Origin of the sequence: Venenivibrio stagnispumantis (assembly GCF_900182795.1) — a bacterium.
GTDB lineage: Bacteria > Aquificota > Aquificia > Aquificales > Hydrogenothermaceae > Venenivibrio > Venenivibrio stagnispumantis.
The window spans coordinates 21,147-39,668 of record NZ_FXTX01000016.1; the positions used below are offsets into that span (position 1 = coordinate 21,147).

An 18,522-nucleotide genomic window follows, 5' to 3' on the forward strand; every position below is an offset into this window, starting at 1 on the left:
TTTTTAGCTTTTCTCACACATATATATTTTAACAAAAAAGTTTTTAGATAAAGCAATTATTTAGTGTAAAATATATTATATGCATAATAATCCAAAATGTTATTTAAAAATGAAAAAAATTAAAACTTTATCTTATAAAGATGATAAAATAGGAAAACTCATTGAAAAAATCATAGATATTTTTAAAGAAAGTATAAATATTCCTTTTAGAGTTTATATTTTTGGTTCTTTTGCTACCGGAAAAGCAACATATTTTTCAGATATTGATATAGCCCTTGAAACAAAAGAAACTTTAAATGAAAAAGATATTATAAAATTAAGAAAAAAATTAAATGATATCCCTACTCTTAGGAAAATAGATTTTATATATCTGAATAAAGCTTCAACAAATATAAGAGAAACCGTTAAAGAAGAAGGAGTTTTAATTTATGAGTTTGGAAAACAGATTGACAGAATTTGAAAAATGTTTACAAAAATTTGAAGAAGTTTTAAATTTAGAAGAAAATGATGTTGTAAGAGATAGTGCTATAAAAAGATTTGAACTATGTTTTGAGCTGTGTTGGAAAACATTGAAAGATTTTCTTACAGAAGAAGGAATTATTTGCAGGTCACCGAGAAATTGTTTTAAAGAAGCTTTTTCAATTGGAATTATCCAAGATGAAGATGAATGGCTCTCCATATTAGAAGACAGGAATCTAAGCGTTCACACTTATGATGAAGCATTGGCAGAGGGACTTTATAGCCGGCTTAAAAATCACTTAAAAGCTATGAAAAGTTTATTAGAATTCATAAAAACCAATTTATAATCCTGCTTTTTAAATCAATTCAAAACTATTACTTATGTTGATTTCCTTAATTGTTTTTATCTATTTTATCAAAATTAAGAATATCCATATATTCCCACTCTTTGTAAGCCATTGCGTATATTTTTTGCTTTGTTAGATAATTTATTATATCTTCTTCCAATCTCAAACTCGCGAAGATGGGAATTAGTTTATATTCCCTATACTCTGGAAACAAAGCCAAAAATCTATCTATTTTTTTATCTTTAAACTCATTTATATAATCAATTTTCGGCGTAGATTTAACTTCTACTAAGAACACAGTTTTACAATCATCACTAACTGCTATAACGTCAAATTCATCTTTTAATCCGGTTTTTATGTCCTTTTTCTTTCTGTTAACCTGTAAATCATTTATTTCACAATTAAAATAGTGTTTTACAACAGGAGAAACAGCCGGAGCTATGATATCCTCTACAATTGTTCCAAGTTTATTAGCTAATTCACCCCATCTTTTGTTCGTTTCTTCTTTGAATTCTTTCATATCCCTTCTCATTTCATTCTTAAACTCTTTCATTTCATTTCTTACTTCATCTTTAAATTCTCTCATTTCTCTTGACAATCTTTCTAACTCAAGTTCAGTTCTATGTTGTGCCTTTATAAGCTCTGCCATCAATTTTTCAAGTTTGTCTACCCTTTCTTTTATTGTAGCCATCTTTATTCTCCTGTATTTTTAATTATCTATCTTATCAAAATTAAGGATATCCATATATTCCCATTCTTTATAAGCCATTGCATATATTTTTTGTTTTGTTAGATAATTTATTATATCTTCTTCCAATCTCAAACTTGCAAAAATAGGAATCAGTTTATATTCCCTATACTCTGGAAATAAAGCCAAAAATCTATCTATTTTCTTATCCTTAAACTCGTTTATATAATCAATTTTCGGCGTAGATTTAACTTCTACTAAGAACACAGTTTTACAATCATCACTAACTGCTATAACATCAAATTCATCTTTTAATCCGGTTTTTATATCCTTTTTCTTTCTGTTAACCTGTAAATCATCTATTTCACAATTAAAGTATTGTTTTATAACCGGAGAAACAGCCGGAGCTACAATGTCTTCAACAATTGTTCCGAGTTTATTAGCTAATTCACCCCATCTTTTATTCATTTCTTTATTTTGCTTTCTGTTTTCTTCTTTAAATTCTATCATTTCTTTGGATAATCTTTCCAATTCAAGTTCGGTTCTTTGTTGTGCTTTTATGAGTTCTGCCATCAATTTCTCAAGCCTGTCTACCCTTTCTTTTATTGTAGCCATCTTAATTCTCCGGAATTTTTTTGTATTCTCATTAATATTTTATTCCTTCTTCTTTTAAAAGTTCATCTAAATTTAGCTTTATATTATCTATAACTTCAATAGTATCATTCCAATCCGTTATAAACCATCTTCTCCCTTTTTCTGCTACCATAACCTTTTTATCAAAGGTTGTAAACCAAATAACTTTTTTTACACCGGCATTTAATAAATCTTGTGTTTTTTCCCTTGCATAGTTCATAAAGTCTCCATACTTTCTCAAATCTGCTTTTGTATCTATCTCTATTACAACTTCCGGAGGAGTTTTTGCATATTTATTATCTATTCCTTCTTTTATGATTTTATCTTTTTCAAAAATTGCAATATCCAGATTTCTCCAACTTCTTGGTGCAAATTTAAATCCAATTTCATTTGTAGCTATCAGATATTTTAAATTATTAAGCTTAGAATAAAGATATCCTACGATTAATGCTATTAAAATTGATTGTAAAGTACTACTTCCCATAACTTCCTCTAAGCTTTTTTCTCCGGATAAAACCTTATCATAATCCCTGTAATAGATAGGGCTTCCATATCTCATTTCATATATTAGCTCTTTTGGAATTCTTCTTATTTTTTTCTCTTTTTTTATAACTGATTTCATTTGCCTTCTCCGGATATTAAGATGCTATATTCTCTCGGTTTCTTCTTTTTACATTATTTAGCCATTCAAGGAAAAATGCAAGGAATATTCCGAGGAATAATGCAGATATACCGGCTACTGCTACCATTAATTTTTTCTTAGGTTTTGCAGGTAAATCCGGTAAGTTAGGTTTATCTATAACTTCTACATAAATATTTTCTTTAGCTTCATCAAGTTTAGCCTGTTCATACATAGTTAATAAATTTTTATAAATTTCCTGAGCTACTTTTACTTCTCTCATCAAATCCCCATATTCTGTCAGCTTTTCCGGAGCTTGAGATAAAGAAGGTAAAGCACCTATATTTGATTTTTCTTCTATCTGTTTTATTTGATTATCTATTGCTGCAAGTTGCTCTTTTATAGCTTTAACTTGGGGGTTATCCGGTGCAAATGCAGCTTCCATACTCTTTAATTTTACAAGCAAAGACATTTTTTGTGATATAAGATTAGAATAAAGCTCCACAACACCTGATATCTGACTTTCAGGAGCAATTATTTTTGTTTTTTTCTGGAATTCTGCCAATCTTTTTTGTAATTCTTCTAACTTTTTCTCTTGTTCATTAAGTTGTTCTTCTAAAAATGCTCTATTGAATTTTGCAACTGTTAATTTTTTTTCATTCATTATTTTTTGTAGTTCATCAATATAAGTTTGGGCTATTTTTTGAGCCAATTTAGGATCTTTGTAATCTACGGATATATTAATAACACCGGTTTTTTTGTCATCAGATATATTTACCATTCCTTTTAATATATCTACAGCTACATTCATAGGATCTCTTTTCTTTGGTATATCGTCCTCAAGTAATATAGGTATTAGATTTAATTTTTTTATAACCCTTTCTTTTATTTCCCTACTGTTTAAAACTGCCAATATTTTAGAAGAATCATCCCCGGCTGATGGGATAGATACACCCGCCATAGCAGCTAATCCTGCCAAGCTTCCAAGTCCTGTAGATTTACTTGATACCGGTATAACGGTAGCTTCACTTCTGTATATAGGGGTCATTATAAAACTTATAATAGCAGTTAAAATAGATACACCTAAAAATAATCCTAAGATTAATTTTTTTCTTTTTTTCAATACAAGCCAGAGTTCATATAAATCAATTTCATCTTCTTGATAACATTCCTGACTGTTTAATTTTTCTCTACTTTCCATATCATCTCCTTAAAATCTTAAATTTAAAGCCAGACCTACAGTTAAATAATTTTCCTTTTTATTCTCTATAGAAAATTGGGTAGGCAAAGTATTCTTATCAATGCCTTTTTTATAATCATATCTGATAAATGGTTTTATTTGTATATTTTTATTTAATATTTTTCCATATTCCAAAGAAGCATAATAATTAGAGCTTTTGATATCAACATTTTCTTTCCATGGCTGTTTAAATACTGACATTTTAAAATCTATCCAGTTTTGGTTATCTATCCAGTGGATATATTTAAAAAATAATGAATGAACATCTCTTCCATAAGGATAACCCAATGAATAACCTTTATAACTATAACCTTCATAATAGTAATAATGGTGGATATAAAAATTATCTGCTGTTTTTACATACTCAAATCTAAATATATCTTTTCCTTTTGAGATAAAAACTCCTGTATTATAAGATCTTGATAGAAGGCCGAAAATAAATGGAAATCTTCCTGATAATTTTCTGTCCTCTTTTTGCCAAACTGCCTGCACATCTGTACCGGCTTCTTCATAGTATATTTTAAAAATATCAAACCATTTTAAAGGTAAGTATAAAGCAATATCGTATGAACCATAAGAATCATTATCATATCTACTTCCCGGAACGTTATCTTCAGATGAAGTTATAAGTTTCCAATAATCTTTGAATGATTTATATTCCGGTCTACCTGAACCACCATACATAGTTGTTTTAGTTAAGCCAACCTCAAAAAATGAAGCCGGCTTGTATATCCCTCTAATACCAAGTATCTTCGGATAAGAAACATCTTTTCTTTCTTCTTGAAGCCAGCCGTTTAATATTGCAAAACTCCATTTTCCATAGAAATCAAGAGGTTCTTCTGTTTGGACTTTTACCATAGGAAAAGGATAAGCATTGTTTGAAAGCAAAAGTCCGTACTCTCCCTGTCCCCAATTTACGTTATCTTTACCTATCTCTATGGAAAATTTACCGGCTAAAAATTTTGCATAAGCCCTTAATACCTGTCCCTCTTTTTGATCTTTATTTATAATTTGTCTAAATTGATAATAACCTACAAATTTATCTTGATATGATATCTGTCCATCTTCTGTTGAAATAACATTTAACCCTTTTCTTAAACTCAATCCTGACTTTCCTTCTAACAACAGATAATCTGCATTTGTATTAAATACAGATATATCAATGTTATTTACCGGTTTGATATAATTTTCCGGTTTTTCTATATAGTTAGAAAAATATTTTAATCTTTCATTTCCAGAAAAAATATAAAAATACGGTAAAGGTCTGATTGATAAGATATTTTCTTTACTCTCTTTTGAAGCCTGTATATTATCGTATATAAATATATCATCGCTATTTATATTCAGGTAAGGATTAGCAAATACGGCTGTAAATAGAATTAAATTTGGCAAGATATATTTCTTCATTTTTATAACCTCTTAGCTAATACAGCAGTTGATATAGCCTGGAATATAATTTGAGTAACATCTTTTATCAATGGTCTCCATAATATTGGAACTTTTATTTCAGAAGGGACAACAATAGTATCACCCTGCTCTAACTTCATAGAGTAAAAACTTCTACCAAATACAAATTTATTATCCTCCCATCCGAAAAATCTACCACTGAAATTTCTATTTGATATTACTCTTCCATTTGCTTTTATTATATATATATCATCTTTTTTAGCACTATCCTTTAGACCACCTACTTCATTTAAATAATCTTCAACAGTTTTATTTTCTCTATAAGGTAAAGAGATTTGATTATATACATCTCCAAGGACAAGTATATAGTTAGGTTTTGAAGGAATATATATATAATCTCCATCTTGAAGTTCTATATTATCAGGAGAATTTTTAAGTTCTTCTAAGGTTAGAGGTATATCAAGGGCTATTCTTCCAAGCCCTATTTTTGCTTTTTGTTTTATAATTTCCAAAAGATTTTTTTGTTTTTCAATAGCCATTTTTGCAAGGGTTTGCTCTTCTTGAGTAGCTCCGGCTGCTGCAAATCCTTCTGAACTTTTTTCTAATTGTTCTTCCATCGCTAATATGGATGCTTGAAGTTGTTCCTGTTGTAATTTTTTTGCACTTTCTCTTATAAATATTAATGCTTTTGGATATGCATCGGCTGTATATCCTCCAGCTTTTACTATTAAATCATAAAGCTTCATTCCTGATTCAAGCTTATAGAGTCCCGGTTTATTTACTTCCCCAAGAATTGTAACTGTTTTATCTTTTTCTGTTTCATTAGTTTCTTTTATAACTATTTTCATTCCGGGTTTTAATGGAATATTTAAAGAGTTATCATTTCTTATAAGTAAATCATAAAGATATATTACTTTGAAATTAGCATTGTTTTTATTAATCGCTTGATTATCATAATTTTGATATTGGTAATTCTGATATGTTTCGTTATTATAATTTTGATAATTTTGTAAATATTTATTTTGATATTTCATAGGATTATTTAACTCATTTTGTGTTCTTAGGTTAGTATCTAATTTATTTCCTATTTCAGATGAACTATCAAAAACTTCTGCTTTAAGATTTCTTACAGGTTTTTTAAATATTATTGTTCTTAGTGCATCAAGTAAAGTTATATTCGGATAATAATCTATAACTGTTGGATTTTCTATTTCACCTGAAACTTCTATCGGGCTATACATCCATTTTGGGAAGAAAACTACCTTATCTAAATTTTTAAGTTCTATATCTGTTTTTCCATTTATGATATCCAGTGGTTTTATTTTAATAATCTGATAATCATTATTTTCAAATCTTACAATCTCTGCATAATTTAAATTTGCATCTGCAAGTAAACCTATTTTATCTAAAAGTTTACTTAATGTAGGATAATCTTTTAAAGAGTAATCTCCCGGATACTTAACATAACCTTCTACCTTAACTATATTTTCTTTTGCATTTACGATAGAAACAATATTTACTAAATCCCCGTCTTTTAGGGAAATTTTTGTTAAAATCTGTTCATCTATTCTTGTATCAATAAGGTGTAAAATATTATCCTCATATCTGTATATTTTAAGTCCATATTCATAACTGGAAGGTAACATTCCACCGGCATAATTAATAAGCTGGGTTAAATTTTCATTATCTTTTAATTCATATATTGCCGGTCTTTTGACTGCTCCATAAATTGCAGCTGTTTTACCGATTGGATTTACCAATACAGCATCATTTTCTTTAAGTTTAATATTTATTGGATTTCCTTTTATAAGTAAGTCATATAAATCTATATTTTCCCTTTCACCATTGGCTCTGACTATTGTTATATTTCTCAAACTTCCGTTTTTAGCTATTCCACCGGCAAGAGCTATAGCATCAAGAACAGATTGAGTAGCATTTATTAGAACCATTCCCGGTTTTTTTACATAGCCAGAGACATATACAGGATATTGTCTTAACTTTCCTATTGATAACTCTATCCTAAAATTTTTAAATTTTTTAGCAAATTGAGCTTTTAATAACTCTTTTGCTTTTTCTACTGTTAATCCCCAAACATAAAATACACCTAAATTTGGTATATAAACTTTACCTTCCCTATCTACATCTAAAGAATAAAAACCACTTAAACCGAGTATATCAACCGGATCACCCCATATATACAAAAGTAATTTATCTTTAGGTCCAATAGTGTAAGAATCTCCTAAAGAACCCATCTCATAAACTTGATAACTACTGAAAAAATCATAACCATATTGATAAATTATTTCCTTAGGATTTTCTATTCTTTGATTGTATAACTGTTCAATATTAGAAAGTGTTGGTTTTTCTTTTTCTTTAATTTTCTTTTCTATATTTAGATTTTCTTCATTATTTTGCTTATTTTCACTTCCTTCTTCAGTTTGCATTTCTTGAGAAGATTTATAATTTTGACTCTTTTGATTTTCTAAAGCCGGCTGATTTTGAGTTTGTAAATTTGGAGGTGTTATATTTTTATCTTGCAATTGCTTCAACGATGGTAATGTTTGTATATTTGTACCCATAGGCTCTTCTGAAATAGCTAACCCAAAAATAGAAAAAAGGATTAAAACCATAAATAAAATTCTCTTCATTAACAAAACCCCCATTTTTAAATGTGGATTTATTTTACCATATTTAGATTTGATATTATAAAATATTTAAGCAAAAATAGAGGTTAAAATGTATAAAATAATATTGTATTTACCAAGAATTATGCCCGGTGGTATTTACGAATCTAATAGATTGTTAGCTAAAGGATTAAAAAAAAAAAAAATTATGAGGTTATTATAGTATCAAACAGAAAAACAGATTTAGAAATAGAAGGTTTTAAACATTACTATTTAGAAGCAGGAGATATTTTAAGGCCATTAAAACTAAAAAATATAATCTTAAATGAAAAGCCAATAGCGGTTTTTTCTAATATGCTACCTCAAAATATTACATTATCAATTGTAAAATTAATGATTGGCAAAAAATTAGATACTAAATATTTTGGTTTTGTAAGAAATCCTACTTCTAATATAGTTTTTTCCAAATTTTATCAATATCCATATAAACTAATGTTAAAAAAACTTTTAGATAATTTAGATAAATCTATAGCAGTATCTACGGTTGTAAAAGAAGATTTAAAAAAAGCATTTAATTTAAAAGAAGAAAAAATTGCTGTTGTTTATAATGCATTATGCATGGAAGAAATAGAGCAAAATATGAATCAACCTCTTTCAAAAGAAGAAGAATCTATTTTTAAAAACAGAACTATTTTATATGTAGGTAGATTTGAAAATCAAAAACGTATAGATTTATTAATTAATATCTTTAATCAAGTTGTTAAATATTTTCCGGATATAAATTTAGTTTTAGTAGGAGATGGGTCATTAAAAGGAAAATTAATTAAACAAATAGAAAACCTAAAACTATCAAAAAAAGTTCATTTAATCCCTTTTACACAAAATCCTTATAAATATATGAAAAATGCAACTTTATTTGTTTCAACATCTCAGGATGAAGGATTTGGTCGTGTAATTGCTGAATCTTTAGCATGTAGCACACCGGTAATTGCTTATGAAAATGAATTTTCAGGACATAAAGATATTATTATAAATGGTAAAAATGGTTATTTAATACCTTTTGGAAGGGAAGATTTAATGGTAAAAAAGATTATAGAAATTTTAAATAATCCGGAAGAATATCTATATTTAAAACAAAATACATACGATTCAATAAAAAGATTTTATTTAGATAATATAATTAACCAATTAGAAAATTTATTTCTATCCTAATCTAAACCTTTTCTTTTAAATTTAAACTTAATAAGTAATCAAGATAAATATTTTTTATTCTTTCAAATATTTCATTGCTAACATTTTCATCATAAATATGTGAACTTAGATTTCTATCCTCTATCATATCTAACATTATTTCATCATCATTTATAATATTAGCTTTAAAAGCTTCTTTTATGCAGTTTCTTGGAGAATAACATTCTATTCCTTTATATTCCAAAATAGCTTTTAAGGTTTTCCATAGCAGTTCTATTGTGAACTCAAATCTTTGGATAACTCCATCTTTATCAAGCTCATCTTCGGCTATTTCTACGGCTTCTTTTAACCGTTCTAATGCTTTCTCAAATTTATAAATTTTAAGCAAAACATCACTTTTTTTCATACAGTATAACTCCTTCTTTTAAAATATTAGTTTTAAAATCATTATTTATTTTTGGAAGAAAAACTAAATCAACGCTATATAATTTGCTTATTTCATCTATTTTTTCTTTTAATTTCCTTTCTTCCCTGAAAGATAACGATAAATCCACTGCTATATCTATATCTGAATTACTTTTAAAATCTTTTCTTGCTCTTGAGCCAAAAAGAATAATTTTTTCCGGATTATATCCCTTTAATATCTCTACTATCTCATTTATAATTTTTTCTACTTTATCTTGATTCATAATTTTTCCTCAAAATCCGTCAAATATTTTTTGATTATTATATCAAAATTTAAAAAACTAATAATAACTCTATCTATGATAAAATATTCCTAAATCTTGAAAAAGGAGAAAATTTTATGAAAAAATTGGTTTCTATCTTAAGTGTTTTATTATTTATATTTACATTTGCTAATGCCGGTAATTATGCTTATGTAGATATTGAGAAAGTTATGAATCAATCTGTAAAAGGTAAGAAATATAAAGCAGATTTAGATGCAAAATATAAATATTACAGTGAAAAAGCTAAATCTTTGCAAAATAAAATGCAAGAACTTCAAAAACAGCTACAAAATCCTTCTTTAACAGAAAAAGCAAAACAAGATAAAATGGCAGAGCTAAGAGAAACAGCAAGACAATTACAAGCCCTTGAAATAGAAGCAAATCAAACCCTTGCAAAAATGAAAGCAGATTCCGAAAAAGCCATGTTAAGAGATATACAGCAAATAGCTCAAAAAATAGCAAAAGAGAAAAATCTTGATATTATTTTTTATAGTGGATTATTAAGCGGAGTGTTATACGCAGATAAATCCCTTGATATTACAGATGAAATATTAAAAAGATATAATGAAGGTAAAAAATGAAAATAACAGAGATAGCAAAATTTTTAAATGGAGAAATTTTTAATATAAAAGAAGATGAAGATATAACTTCTGCAAAAAGTATATATTCAGCAACAAAAGGAAGCATAACATTTTTATCGGATAAAAAATTACTTGGTCAATTAAAAGAGATAAAAGCTTCTGCTATATTGGTATCACAGCCGATAGAAGATATTGATATTACCCAGATAGTAGTAAAAAATCCGGCGGTAGCTTTTTATAAATTAATAGAACTTCTTTATCCAGAAGAAGAAAATAAAGAGTATATATCACCTACTGCAAAAATAGGAAATAATGTAAAAATAGGAAAAAACTGCTATATATCAGATTATGTTGTTATTGAAGATAATGTTGAGATAGGAGATAATGTCAAAATCTATCCGTTTTGTTTCGTAGGAAAAAACACAAAAATCTTAAATGATGTTATTTTATATCCAAATGTAACAATTTATAAAGATACATTCATAGGGAATAGAGTTATAATCCATTCAGGAGCAGTTATAGCCGGTGATGGATTTGGTTATTATCAAGAAGATGGAAAACATAAAAAGATAAAACATATAGGAAAAGTAATAATAGAAGATGATGTAGAAATAGGAGCAAATACAACAATAGATAGAGCATTAACAGATGAAACTATTATAAAATCAGGCACAAAAATAGATAATCTTGTAATGATTGGTCATAACTGTAAGATTGGAGAAAACAGTATTCTTGTATCTCAGGTAGGAATTGCCGGAAGTTGCAATATAGGAAAAAATGTAATCCTTGCAGGGCAGGTAGGAGTTGCAGACCATATAAATATAGGAGATAATGTAATTGTAACTGCCAAATCCGGAGTAGGAACAGATTTACCACCTAATAATGTATATGGTTCAGGTATTCCGGCAATAGAGTGGAAAAAATGGAAAAAGATATTAGTTTATATTTATAAATTAAATGAGCTATTTAAAAAATGATGAAATTAGAAACTGTTATAAAAGATGATTTAAATAGGCTACTTGAAATAAAAACAGATGATAACTATTCAATAGAATCTGTTCATTACAGGGGAAATACTTTATGTATATCTTCTCAAATCGGCTGTCCTGTAAGATGTTCATTTTGTGCATCCGGATTAAATGGTTTACTCAGAAATCTGAAAACAGAGGAAATTATAAATCAATATTTAATAGCAAAAGAAGAAGGTTATCATATTGAAAATATAGCTTTTGCCGGAATAGGAGAGCCTCTTCTAAACTGGCAAGCTGTCAAAGAAAGTTTTTATTATTTTAAATCCCTCGGATTAAAAGTAAGTTTTTATACAACCGGTTTTCCTTTGGATAACTTTAAAGAGCTATTAAATCTAAATCATAATGGAGTTACATTATCTTTACATTCTGTATTTGAAGAAAAAAGAAAACAGCTAATCAAAAAAGGAGCAAAAATAGAAGATTTAATCTCTGTATTCAAAGAGCATTTAGATAAATTATCAAACAGAAAAAGAAAGCTATATAGCATAGCTTACCTTGTTATAAAAGATATAAATGATTCAGATGAAGAAATTCAAAAATTAATAGAGATAGCAAAATATCTAAATATTTCAGTATCTTTATTAAAATATAATGAAATTCAACAGATTCATTATAAAACCGTGGATGATGAAGAATACGAAAAAATCTTTTTGAAACTTAGAGAAAATGGTATAAAAGTTACATTGTCAAATAAATATAGAACAAGGAAAATAGGTGGTTGCGGAACACTTATGGTAAATAGGCTATCACCATTTTACTTACTCTTGCAAAATACTAATTCTGTTATAATATAATATAAAATTTTTGGCGGTGATAATAATGATAAAAACAGAGATTGATGTTAACCCAGAAAAAACACAAAATGTTGATACAAATATATTAAAAATAAAAGATTTATTTGATGGATTAGATGCTTTAACATTAAGAATAGACGGATTAAAAGTTAGGAAAATAATGGAAAATATCTTGAAAAAAAATGAAGTAGTTATCTTAGATTTTGAAGGAATTAATCTTATTACACAAGGCTTCGGTGATGAAATAATAGGAGTATTTGTGAGGAACAAAGGTATAGATTTTGTAAAAAATAAAATAAAAGTTAGAAATGCAAATGATTTGGTAAGAGGTATTTTAAACTGGGTAGTATCGTATAGTAAAAATATTTCCTAAAAGATTTCATCTTCATTATTTAATACAAATATTTTCATAAACTCGCTAAATGAGTAGTTTATTTTATCTTCAAAAAATTCAAAAGCTACAATTACTCCTTTCCATGAAGTATTAATTGTTTTAGATAAAACTCCTTTTGATGTTAATTTAACTACTCCATTATTAGAGATGATTAATAAATTTCCCTCTGTTTTCTCAATGATTGTTTTAAGAACATATAAGCCATAACCGGCATGACTTATTTGAGAATAATAAGGATTAGATTGAATAGGAGGACTGCTAACTCCTTTTTCCAATGCTTTTATTATTGCTTCTTCTTCTGTTTTTACATCTTTATATCTTTTTTGTAAATTATATAAAAATCCAACTCCCCTATCTACTATACAGATTTGCAATTTTCTTTGTTGAGGAAAAATCTGTCCTGTTATTACAGCACCTATATTACTACAAGAATGAGTTATCGCATTACTTAATACTTCTCCTATCATATAATCCACATAATTTTTTAAATCCAGATAATCTTCCTTAGAAAGTGATTGAAAAACATCATATCTAAGTATCATAGATAACATCCTGTTTTGTATATCCTTTTGATTACCAATATTTGCAATCTCTATAGGTATAAAGTTCTTTTTTGGATCATACTGTGACGTATATAATGTAATAAGATATTCAACAGAAGGATTTGATTTTTTTGCTGATATTTTTATATCAGGTAAATCCATTGTTATAGCTTTCAAAATGGCTGCACCAACAGGTTCAATATAGTGATATTGGCTAATATCTATCTTATTATCTTTTGATTGAAATAAAATTCTCTAATTCAGTAATAATATTCTTAAAACTAAACTCCATAATTCAAACCTCCAAAATATTGTAAATAGATTAAACAACACCACTTTTTAAGATATCGTGTAAATGGACTAATCCGATAGGAATATTATCTTTGACTACCGGTAAAACTGTAATTTTATATCTTTCCATTATCTCTAAAGCTTCTAAAACAAGCATATCTTCTGTTATATATTTTGGAGATATTGTCATTGCATCTTCTACTTTGCTTTTATCTATGCTTCCACCTTTTTTTATAAATCTTCTTAAATCCCCATCTGTCAAAATACCTTTTAGATGATTATTTTTATCTACTATCAAAACCGCTCCGAAACCTTTTTCTGACATCGTTATTATTGCATCTTGTAAAGGAGTATTTTCCGGCACTATTGGTAATTTTTCACCGGTATGCATAATTTGAGAAACTTTCATCAATTTTTTTCCAAGTGCTCCACCGGGATGAAATTCTGCAAAATGTTCTTTTTTAAAATTCCTTATAGTTAATAATGTAGATGCAAGAGCATCTCCGAGAACAAGGGTTGCAGTAGTGGAAGAAGTAGGAGCAAGATTTAAAGGACATGCTTCTTTATCTATATTAAGATGTAAAACAATATCACTATTTTTTGCTAATGTAGAATTTGGATTATTTGTTATTGCGATTATCTTATTTCCCCATCTTTTTAATGTAGGGATAATAGCAATAAGTTCCGGTGATTCTCCACTGTTTGATATTGCTATTATTAAATCTTCTTTCTCAACCATTCCAAGGTCACCGTGAATAGCTTCTGCCGGATGTAAGAAAAAAGACGGAGTGCCGGTAGATGAAAATGTAGATGCTATTTTTTTACCTATTATGCCGGATTTGCCGATACCGGTTATAATAACTTTTCCGGTAGTGCCAAGTATTAAATTTACTGCTTTTTCAAAATTTTCATTCAGGGCATCTTTTAATCTATTTAAAGCTCTTATCTCTTCTTCAATTATCTCTTTACCAAATCTCACAATATCAATGCTCATTTATTATCTCTACAAAACTATTTTTAGTTTGACAGCCACTGCAATTAGAACATCCGGATTCTCTGTTTATTCCCAAGCTTTCAAGATAATCAAAAGAGTAAGATATATTATTTCCTTCTTCATCTATAAACACAACTTCTTCTTTTATAAAATCATAACTTTTAACGGTTAAATTTTTACCTTCTATGGAAACAACAGAGCCAATTTCTGGAAGATTATTTCTTATTGAGTAGTTATCTTTTTCAAAAGCAAGACAACACATCAATCTTCCACATATACCTGTAAATTTAGCCGGAGTAGGTGGTAAATTTTGCTCTTCTAACATTTCCACAGAAACTGTATCAAATTTATCTAAGAATAGATTACAACAACATTGATGGCCACAGATACCGACAGCCCCTGCAAGCTGGACACCATCTCTAACACCAACCTGCATCATTTGTATTCTTGTTTTAATCCTTTTTGCAAGCTCTTTAACAAGCTCCCTAAAATCTACCCTACTTTCTGCAGTATAATAGAAAAATACTTTTGATTTATCAAGAGGAATATATGATTTAAGAAGATTCATTTTAAGTCCGAATTTTTCTGCAAGCTCTTTACATATCTCAAAATATTTTTTTGCTTCTTCTTCATTTTTATCAAACTGCTCTATATCTTTTTTATTTGCTTTTCTTTTGAATTTAACCTTTTGTTCCTGTGGAACGGTATTTCCAAGCACCAAAACTACTTCTTCCCCTTTTTCTGATTCTACTACTATAAAATCTCCCTTCTTTATATATACCGGAACTTCCACTTCTGAAAATTTATGAGTATCTAAAAACCTAATTCTTACATATTTTGTTTTAACTTCCTGCTTCTTTATATTATTAAACTCCATAATTACCTCGCTTTTAGATTAAGATAAAATCCTTCTAATGCCAATTTTTTCTTAACACCTTTTTCCACAGATAGCTTTAAAATTTTTAACTCTTTTAATATATTCTCATACTCTTTTATATCAATTTTATTTTCAGAAAATAAATTATAAACTAAAATTTCAAAAATGTTTATTACATCTTTTAAATCTTCTTCATCTAATTTATCTAATATTTCTGCAAGGGTTATAATACCTTCTATATGAATTTTATCTTGAATGAGATTAACCAAATCTTTTGAGTATCTTAATATCTCTTCTTTTCCTGCGACTTTAAATGCAAGACATAAATTTTCTTTTGCTATATTTAAGATTATTTCATTTGGTTTTATATTTTTTTGTTCTAAAATTTGTTTTATATTATCAATATCAAGTGGAGAAAATCTTATTTTTTTACATCTTGATACGATTGTTGGAAGTAAAAGGTTTTGGGTAGAAGTTGTGAGTATTATTGCTGTTTTTTCCGGTGGTTCTTCCAAGGTTTTAAGCAATGCATTGGCTGCTTCTGTATTCATTTTTTGGGCATCTTCTATTATTACTACCTTCCATTTGTTATCTTTTAGGGCAAAAAAATTATTAATCTCTCTAATCTGGTCTATCTTTATTTGATTTTCTGAAGAATTTATTTTTATATTCGGATGATATGGTAATTCTTTATTTTCATTTATTATATTATTTACCAATTTACAATCTTGGCATTCACCGCATCCAAATAATTGATTTTTTTCACAAACCAATCCTCTTGCTGTATATAAAGCGGTCAATTTTTTACCGGAGCAATCTTTACCTTCAAATAATAATGATAAAGAATCATAACCTTTTGAAAGAATATTTCCTATTAAGATTTTCTCTTTTTCTCTACCGATTAATCTCATCTATATAATTTTTTTAGCCGATAATATATTAATTATTTTATCAAAAATAATATTTTCATTTTCTGTTCCATCAAGAATAATAAATCTATCTTTTTCTTCCTCAGCAATTTTTAAAAAACCCTCTCTTAATTTTTGGTGAAAAGTTATATCTTCCTGTTCTATTCTGTCTTTATCTTTTAATCTTTTTAAACTTTCCGATACCGGTATATCTATCAAAAAAGTTATATCCGGTTTTAATCCATCTGTAGCCAAATTATTAAGATAATCAACAATATTTCTATCTATTCCCCTTGCAAAATGTTGATAAGCAACCGTTGAATCTATAAATCTATCAGATATAACAATATATCCTTCTTCTAATTTAGGTTTTATAACATTATAGATATGTATATTTCTATCAGCTTCATATAGAAGTAGTTCAGCAATATTCGGGAATATTTCGTCCCAATGGGATAAAACTATCTCCCTTATTTTTAAACCTATTTTTGTTCCACCGGGTTCTCTTGTTAGAATTACTTTTTTTCCAATATATTCTAAATATTCTTTTAGTTTCCTTGCCTGTGTAGATTTACCGGCTCCTTCTATCCCTTCAAATGTTATAAAAACTCCTTTCATCAACCTATCCTCTAAATGCCAAAAATCATAAAAAATTTAACATAAAGATTATAATATAAACTATATAAAAAATTTTTCAGGAGGAATTAAAATGGCAATAGATAGACAAAAAGTAGAAGAAGTAATTGAGCAAGTAAGACCTTATTTAAGATTTGATGGTGGTGATGTGGAGCTTGTTGATGTTTCGGAAGATGGAACAGTATATGTTAGATTAATGGGTTCTTGCTCCGGATGTAGTATGTCTTTATGGACATTAAAAGGTGGTATAGAAGCAAGATTAAAACAGGCTATCCCAGAAATAAAAGAAGTAGTTGCAGTGAATCTCTAAAATTAAATTTTTGTAATTTGACAAATTTAGTTTTCATACTTATAATTAGGAATATAAATTAATTTCTTTCAGGAGGAGAAAAGATGAAAAAGTATGTATTAAAAGCAGTAGCTTTATCAACCGTTGCAGTTTTTGCATTAACAAGCTGTGCAAATTATGCTACTAAGGAGTATGTAGACCAACAATTTGGAGCAGTTAACTCTAAATTAGATTCCTTAGAAACAAAAGTATCTAACCTTGAAAAAGAAGTAGCTAATGCAAAAGCAGCTAATAAAGCTGAGGTAGAAGCATTGAAATCAAAGGTTGCAAATCTTGAGTCAGAAATATCAGCAGCTAAAAATAGCTGTCCTACAGCTTGTGAAGATAAAATTAACAAACTTGAAAGAGATGTAGATGCTTTGAAAGAAAAAATTCAAAAATCTCAATCTGAAATGGAAAAAGAAATGGAAAATAAAGCAAGAAAGTAATATAAACAAGGAGGTTTAACGAAGTGAAAAAATTAATATTAGGAGTAGTAGGTTTAGCAGCAATAAATTCTGCTGTTTTTGCTCAGGAATGTGGTTGTAATGAACCACCGGTTCCAAAGGGCTCGTATGTAACTAAGGAATATGTTGATGATTTAGTATCTAAATTAAATCAAAGATTAGATGCCATTTCAAACAGACTTGCAGGTATAGAAAAAGATTTAACAAATCCAAATGCAGACATTTCTTCATTGAAAGAAAGAGTTGCTGCTATAGAAAGTTCTGTAGCCTCTCTTAAAAATGATTGTCCTGATACTTGCAAATCTAAACTTGATGCTATTGAGAGAAACATTGATACATTAAAAGCTAAACTCCAATCTCATTCTGCCCATGCAGAAAAATTAATGGAAGAAAAAGCAAGAAAATAAAAAAAGCGGGCTTTTGGCCCGCTTTAAAAAAATTAATTATAAAGCAGACTTTACTGCATTTAAAACTTCTTCATAATTTGGTTCTTCTGTAATTTCCGGAACAATTTGTTTGTAAACTATTTTTCCATTTTTATCAACTACGAATATAGCTCTTGCAATAATTCCTGCTAAAGGACCTTCTGCTATCAATACACCATATTTTTGTCCAAACTCTTTATTTCTATAATCAGAAGCACATGTAATACCAAAACTGATGTATAATAATTAATATGAAGAGAGTAAAAAGAGAGTTAATAAAAGAGAATACGGAAGAATTAAAAGAGCTGTTAAAGAAAC

At 28.0% G+C, this 18,522-nt stretch carries 23 protein-coding genes and 1 pseudogene; 10 read left to right on the forward strand and 14 right to left on the reverse strand.

Annotation, left to right across the window (positions count from 1 at the left end):
• Positions 1 to 109 precede the first annotated feature (109 nt).
• A complete protein-coding gene (gene mntA / locus QOR43_RS06530; protein WP_265134180.1) occupies positions 110 to 460 on the forward strand; it encodes a type VII toxin-antitoxin system MntA family adenylyltransferase antitoxin in 351 nt (116 codons plus the stop codon).
• A complete protein-coding gene (locus QOR43_RS06535) occupies positions 429 to 806 on the forward strand; it encodes a nucleotidyltransferase substrate binding protein (protein ID WP_265134179.1) in 378 nt (125 codons plus the stop codon). Before mntA (QOR43_RS06530) ends, QOR43_RS06535 begins: the two co-directional genes overlap by 32 nt.
• Before the next feature lie 46 nt (positions 807 to 852).
• Here the strand turns inward: QOR43_RS06535 and QOR43_RS06540 are convergent, their stop codons facing one another.
• The 6 genes from QOR43_RS06540 to QOR43_RS06565 are packed head-to-tail and all read right to left on the reverse strand — an operon-like array spanning position 853 to position 8,041.
• A complete protein-coding gene (locus QOR43_RS06540; protein ID WP_265134178.1) occupies positions 853 to 1,497 on the reverse strand; it encodes a hypothetical protein in 645 nt (214 codons plus the stop codon).
• An 18-nt stretch (positions 1,498 to 1,515) separates the two neighbouring features.
• Positions 1,516 to 2,109, reverse strand: coding sequence for a hypothetical protein (locus QOR43_RS06545; RefSeq protein ID WP_265134177.1), 594 nt, complete (start codon positions 2,107 to 2,109; stop codon positions 1,516 to 1,518).
• 31 nt (positions 2,110 to 2,140) lie between these two features.
• Entirely contained in the window at positions 2,141 to 2,749 is a 609-nt protein-coding gene (locus QOR43_RS06550) for a Uma2 family endonuclease (protein ID WP_265134176.1), read from the reverse strand.
• A 16-nt stretch (positions 2,750 to 2,765) separates the two neighbouring features.
• On the reverse strand, positions 2,766 to 3,947 hold the full coding sequence (locus QOR43_RS06555; protein ID WP_265134175.1) for a GumC family protein: 1,182 nt from the start codon (positions 3,945 to 3,947) through the stop codon (positions 2,766 to 2,768).
• Positions 3,948 to 3,956: 9 nt separating this feature from the next.
• Entirely contained in the window at positions 3,957 to 5,393 is a 1,437-nt protein-coding gene (locus QOR43_RS06560) for a capsule assembly Wzi family protein (RefSeq protein WP_265134174.1), read from the reverse strand.
• 2 nt (positions 5,394 to 5,395) lie between these two features.
• A complete protein-coding gene (locus QOR43_RS06565) occupies positions 5,396 to 8,041 on the reverse strand; it encodes an SLBB domain-containing protein (protein ID WP_265134173.1) in 2,646 nt (881 codons plus the stop codon).
• Positions 8,042 to 8,305: 264 nt separating this feature from the next.
• On the opposite strand from QOR43_RS06565, the gene QOR43_RS06570 reads away from it, so the two are divergent.
• Positions 8,306 to 9,229, forward strand: a complete 924-nt coding sequence (locus QOR43_RS06570) for a glycosyltransferase (protein ID WP_486680820.1) — start codon at positions 8,306 to 8,308, stop codon at positions 9,227 to 9,229.
• Between the two features lies 1 nt (position 9,230).
• Here the strand turns inward: QOR43_RS06570 and QOR43_RS06575 are convergent, their stop codons facing one another.
• Positions 9,231 to 9,614 carry a nucleotidyltransferase substrate binding protein gene (locus QOR43_RS06575; protein WP_265134171.1) on the reverse strand — a complete coding sequence of 128 codons (384 nt, stop codon included), beginning with the start codon at positions 9,612 to 9,614 and terminating at the stop codon, positions 9,231 to 9,233.
• Positions 9,601 to 9,897, reverse strand: a complete 297-nt coding sequence (gene mntA, locus QOR43_RS06580; RefSeq protein ID WP_265134170.1) for a type VII toxin-antitoxin system MntA family adenylyltransferase antitoxin — start codon at positions 9,895 to 9,897, stop codon at positions 9,601 to 9,603. The genes QOR43_RS06575 and mntA (QOR43_RS06580) overlap by 14 nt, the downstream gene beginning before the upstream one ends.
• A 116-nt stretch (positions 9,898 to 10,013) precedes the next feature.
• On the opposite strand from mntA (QOR43_RS06580), the gene QOR43_RS06585 reads away from it, so the two are divergent.
• The 4 genes from QOR43_RS06585 to QOR43_RS06600 are packed head-to-tail and all read left to right on the forward strand — an operon-like array spanning position 10,014 to position 12,715.
• Positions 10,014 to 10,517 carry an OmpH/Skp family outer membrane protein gene (locus QOR43_RS06585; protein WP_265134169.1) on the forward strand — a complete coding sequence of 168 codons (504 nt, stop codon included), beginning with the start codon at positions 10,014 to 10,016 and terminating at the stop codon, positions 10,515 to 10,517.
• Positions 10,514 to 11,494 (forward strand): UDP-3-O-(3-hydroxymyristoyl)glucosamine N-acyltransferase, encoded by a 981-nt coding sequence (gene lpxD, locus QOR43_RS06590; protein WP_265134168.1) that lies wholly within the window; start codon positions 10,514 to 10,516, stop codon positions 11,492 to 11,494. The genes QOR43_RS06585 and lpxD overlap by 4 nt, the downstream gene beginning before the upstream one ends.
• Positions 11,491 to 12,342, forward strand: coding sequence for a radical SAM protein (locus tag QOR43_RS06595; protein WP_345782859.1), 852 nt, complete (start codon positions 11,491 to 11,493; stop codon positions 12,340 to 12,342). Before lpxD ends, QOR43_RS06595 begins: the two co-directional genes overlap by 4 nt.
• Before the next feature lie 25 nt (positions 12,343 to 12,367).
• On the forward strand, positions 12,368 to 12,715 hold the full coding sequence (locus QOR43_RS06600) for an STAS-like domain-containing protein (protein WP_265134167.1): 348 nt from the start codon (positions 12,368 to 12,370) through the stop codon (positions 12,713 to 12,715).
• On the opposite strand, the gene QOR43_RS06605 is transcribed toward QOR43_RS06600, so the two are convergent.
• The 5 genes from QOR43_RS06605 to tmk form a co-directional block, all read right to left on the reverse strand.
• The gene (locus QOR43_RS06605; protein WP_265134166.1) at positions 12,712 to 13,455 is read right to left on the reverse strand and encodes an ATP-binding protein; all 744 of its coding nucleotides are present in this window, start codon (positions 13,453 to 13,455) and stop codon (positions 12,712 to 12,714) included. The genes QOR43_RS06600 and QOR43_RS06605 overlap by 4 nt on opposite strands.
• Before the next feature lie 145 nt (positions 13,456 to 13,600).
• Positions 13,601 to 14,563, reverse strand: coding sequence for a KpsF/GutQ family sugar-phosphate isomerase (locus QOR43_RS06610; protein ID WP_265134165.1), 963 nt, complete (start codon positions 14,561 to 14,563; stop codon positions 13,601 to 13,603).
• Positions 14,553 to 15,440, reverse strand: a complete 888-nt coding sequence (locus tag QOR43_RS06615; protein WP_265134164.1) for a PSP1 domain-containing protein — start codon at positions 15,438 to 15,440, stop codon at positions 14,553 to 14,555. The genes QOR43_RS06610 and QOR43_RS06615 overlap by 11 nt, the downstream gene beginning before the upstream one ends.
• Positions 15,441 to 15,442: 2 nt before the next feature.
• Entirely contained in the window at positions 15,443 to 16,351 is a 909-nt protein-coding gene (locus tag QOR43_RS06620) for a DNA polymerase III subunit (RefSeq protein WP_265134163.1), read from the reverse strand.
• Positions 16,352 to 16,966 (reverse strand): dTMP kinase, encoded by a 615-nt coding sequence (gene tmk / locus QOR43_RS06625; protein WP_265134162.1) that lies wholly within the window; start codon positions 16,964 to 16,966, stop codon positions 16,352 to 16,354.
• 91 nt (positions 16,967 to 17,057) lie between these two features.
• On the opposite strand from tmk, the gene QOR43_RS06630 reads away from it, so the two are divergent.
• From QOR43_RS06630 to QOR43_RS06640, 3 genes are all read left to right on the forward strand, one after another.
• On the forward strand, positions 17,058 to 17,294 hold the full coding sequence (locus tag QOR43_RS06630) for a NifU family protein (protein ID WP_265134161.1): 237 nt from the start codon (positions 17,058 to 17,060) through the stop codon (positions 17,292 to 17,294).
• 83 nt (positions 17,295 to 17,377) lie between these two features.
• The gene (locus tag QOR43_RS06635) at positions 17,378 to 17,761 is read left to right on the forward strand and encodes a hypothetical protein (RefSeq protein WP_265134160.1); all 384 of its coding nucleotides are present in this window, start codon (positions 17,378 to 17,380) and stop codon (positions 17,759 to 17,761) included.
• Between the two features lie 23 nt (positions 17,762 to 17,784).
• Positions 17,785 to 18,186: a hypothetical protein gene (locus tag QOR43_RS06640; protein WP_265134159.1), complete on the forward strand. Its 402-nt coding sequence runs from the start codon at positions 17,785 to 17,787 to the stop codon at positions 18,184 to 18,186.
• Positions 18,187 to 18,222: 36 nt separating this feature from the next.
• Here the strand turns inward: QOR43_RS06640 and QOR43_RS06645 are convergent.
• A pseudogene (locus QOR43_RS06645) lies at positions 18,223 to 18,429 on the reverse strand (redoxin family protein); the annotation flags it as partial.
• Positions 18,430 to 18,522 lie beyond the last annotated feature (93 nt).

Coding starts and splice junctions, on each gene's coding strand:
- QOR43_RS06555 (WP_265134175.1), bottom strand. CDS start 3,947: ATGGAAAGTAGAGAAAAATTAAACAGTCAGGAATGTTATCAAGAAGAT.
- QOR43_RS06635 (WP_265134160.1), top strand. CDS start 17,378: ATGAAAAAGTATGTATTAAAAGCAGTAGCTTTATCAACCGTTGCAGTT.
- tmk (WP_265134162.1), bottom strand. CDS start 16,966: ATGAAAGGAGTTTTTATAACATTTGAAGGGATAGAAGGAGCCGGTAAA.
- QOR43_RS06615 (WP_265134164.1), bottom strand. CDS start 15,440: ATGGAGTTTAATAATATAAAGAAGCAGGAAGTTAAAACAAAATATGTA.
- QOR43_RS06630 (WP_265134161.1), top strand. CDS start 17,058: ATGGCAATAGATAGACAAAAAGTAGAAGAAGTAATTGAGCAAGTAAGA.
- QOR43_RS06585 (WP_265134169.1), top strand. CDS start 10,014: ATGAAAAAATTGGTTTCTATCTTAAGTGTTTTATTATTTATATTTACA.
- lpxD (WP_265134168.1), top strand. CDS start 10,514: ATGAAAATAACAGAGATAGCAAAATTTTTAAATGGAGAAATTTTTAAT.
- QOR43_RS06550 (WP_265134176.1), bottom strand. CDS start 2,749: ATGAAATCAGTTATAAAAAAAGAGAAAAAAATAAGAAGAATTCCAAAA.
- mntA (WP_265134170.1), bottom strand. CDS start 9,897: ATGAATCAAGATAAAGTAGAAAAAATTATAAATGAGATAGTAGAGATA.
- QOR43_RS06545 (WP_265134177.1), bottom strand. CDS start 2,109: ATGGCTACAATAAAAGAAAGGGTAGACAGGCTTGAGAAATTGATGGCA.
- QOR43_RS06610 (WP_265134165.1), bottom strand. CDS start 14,563: ATGAGCATTGATATTGTGAGATTTGGTAAAGAGATAATTGAAGAAGAG.
- QOR43_RS06560 (WP_265134174.1), bottom strand. CDS start 5,393: ATGAAGAAATATATCTTGCCAAATTTAATTCTATTTACAGCCGTATTT.
- QOR43_RS06575 (WP_265134171.1), bottom strand. CDS start 9,614: ATGAAAAAAAGTGATGTTTTGCTTAAAATTTATAAATTTGAGAAAGCA.
- QOR43_RS06620 (WP_265134163.1), bottom strand. CDS start 16,351: ATGAGATTAATCGGTAGAGAAAAAGAGAAAATCTTAATAGGAAATATT.
- QOR43_RS06595 (WP_345782859.1), top strand. CDS start 11,491: ATGATGAAATTAGAAACTGTTATAAAAGATGATTTAAATAGGCTACTT.
- QOR43_RS06565 (WP_265134173.1), bottom strand. CDS start 8,041: ATGAAGAGAATTTTATTTATGGTTTTAATCCTTTTTTCTATTTTTGGG.
- mntA (WP_265134180.1), top strand. CDS start 110: ATGAAAAAAATTAAAACTTTATCTTATAAAGATGATAAAATAGGAAAA.
- QOR43_RS06540 (WP_265134178.1), bottom strand. CDS start 1,497: ATGGCTACAATAAAAGAAAGGGTAGACAAACTTGAAAAATTGATGGCA.
- QOR43_RS06600 (WP_265134167.1), top strand. CDS start 12,368: ATGATAAAAACAGAGATTGATGTTAACCCAGAAAAAACACAAAATGTT.
- QOR43_RS06535 (WP_265134179.1), top strand. CDS start 429: ATGAGTTTGGAAAACAGATTGACAGAATTTGAAAAATGTTTACAAAAA.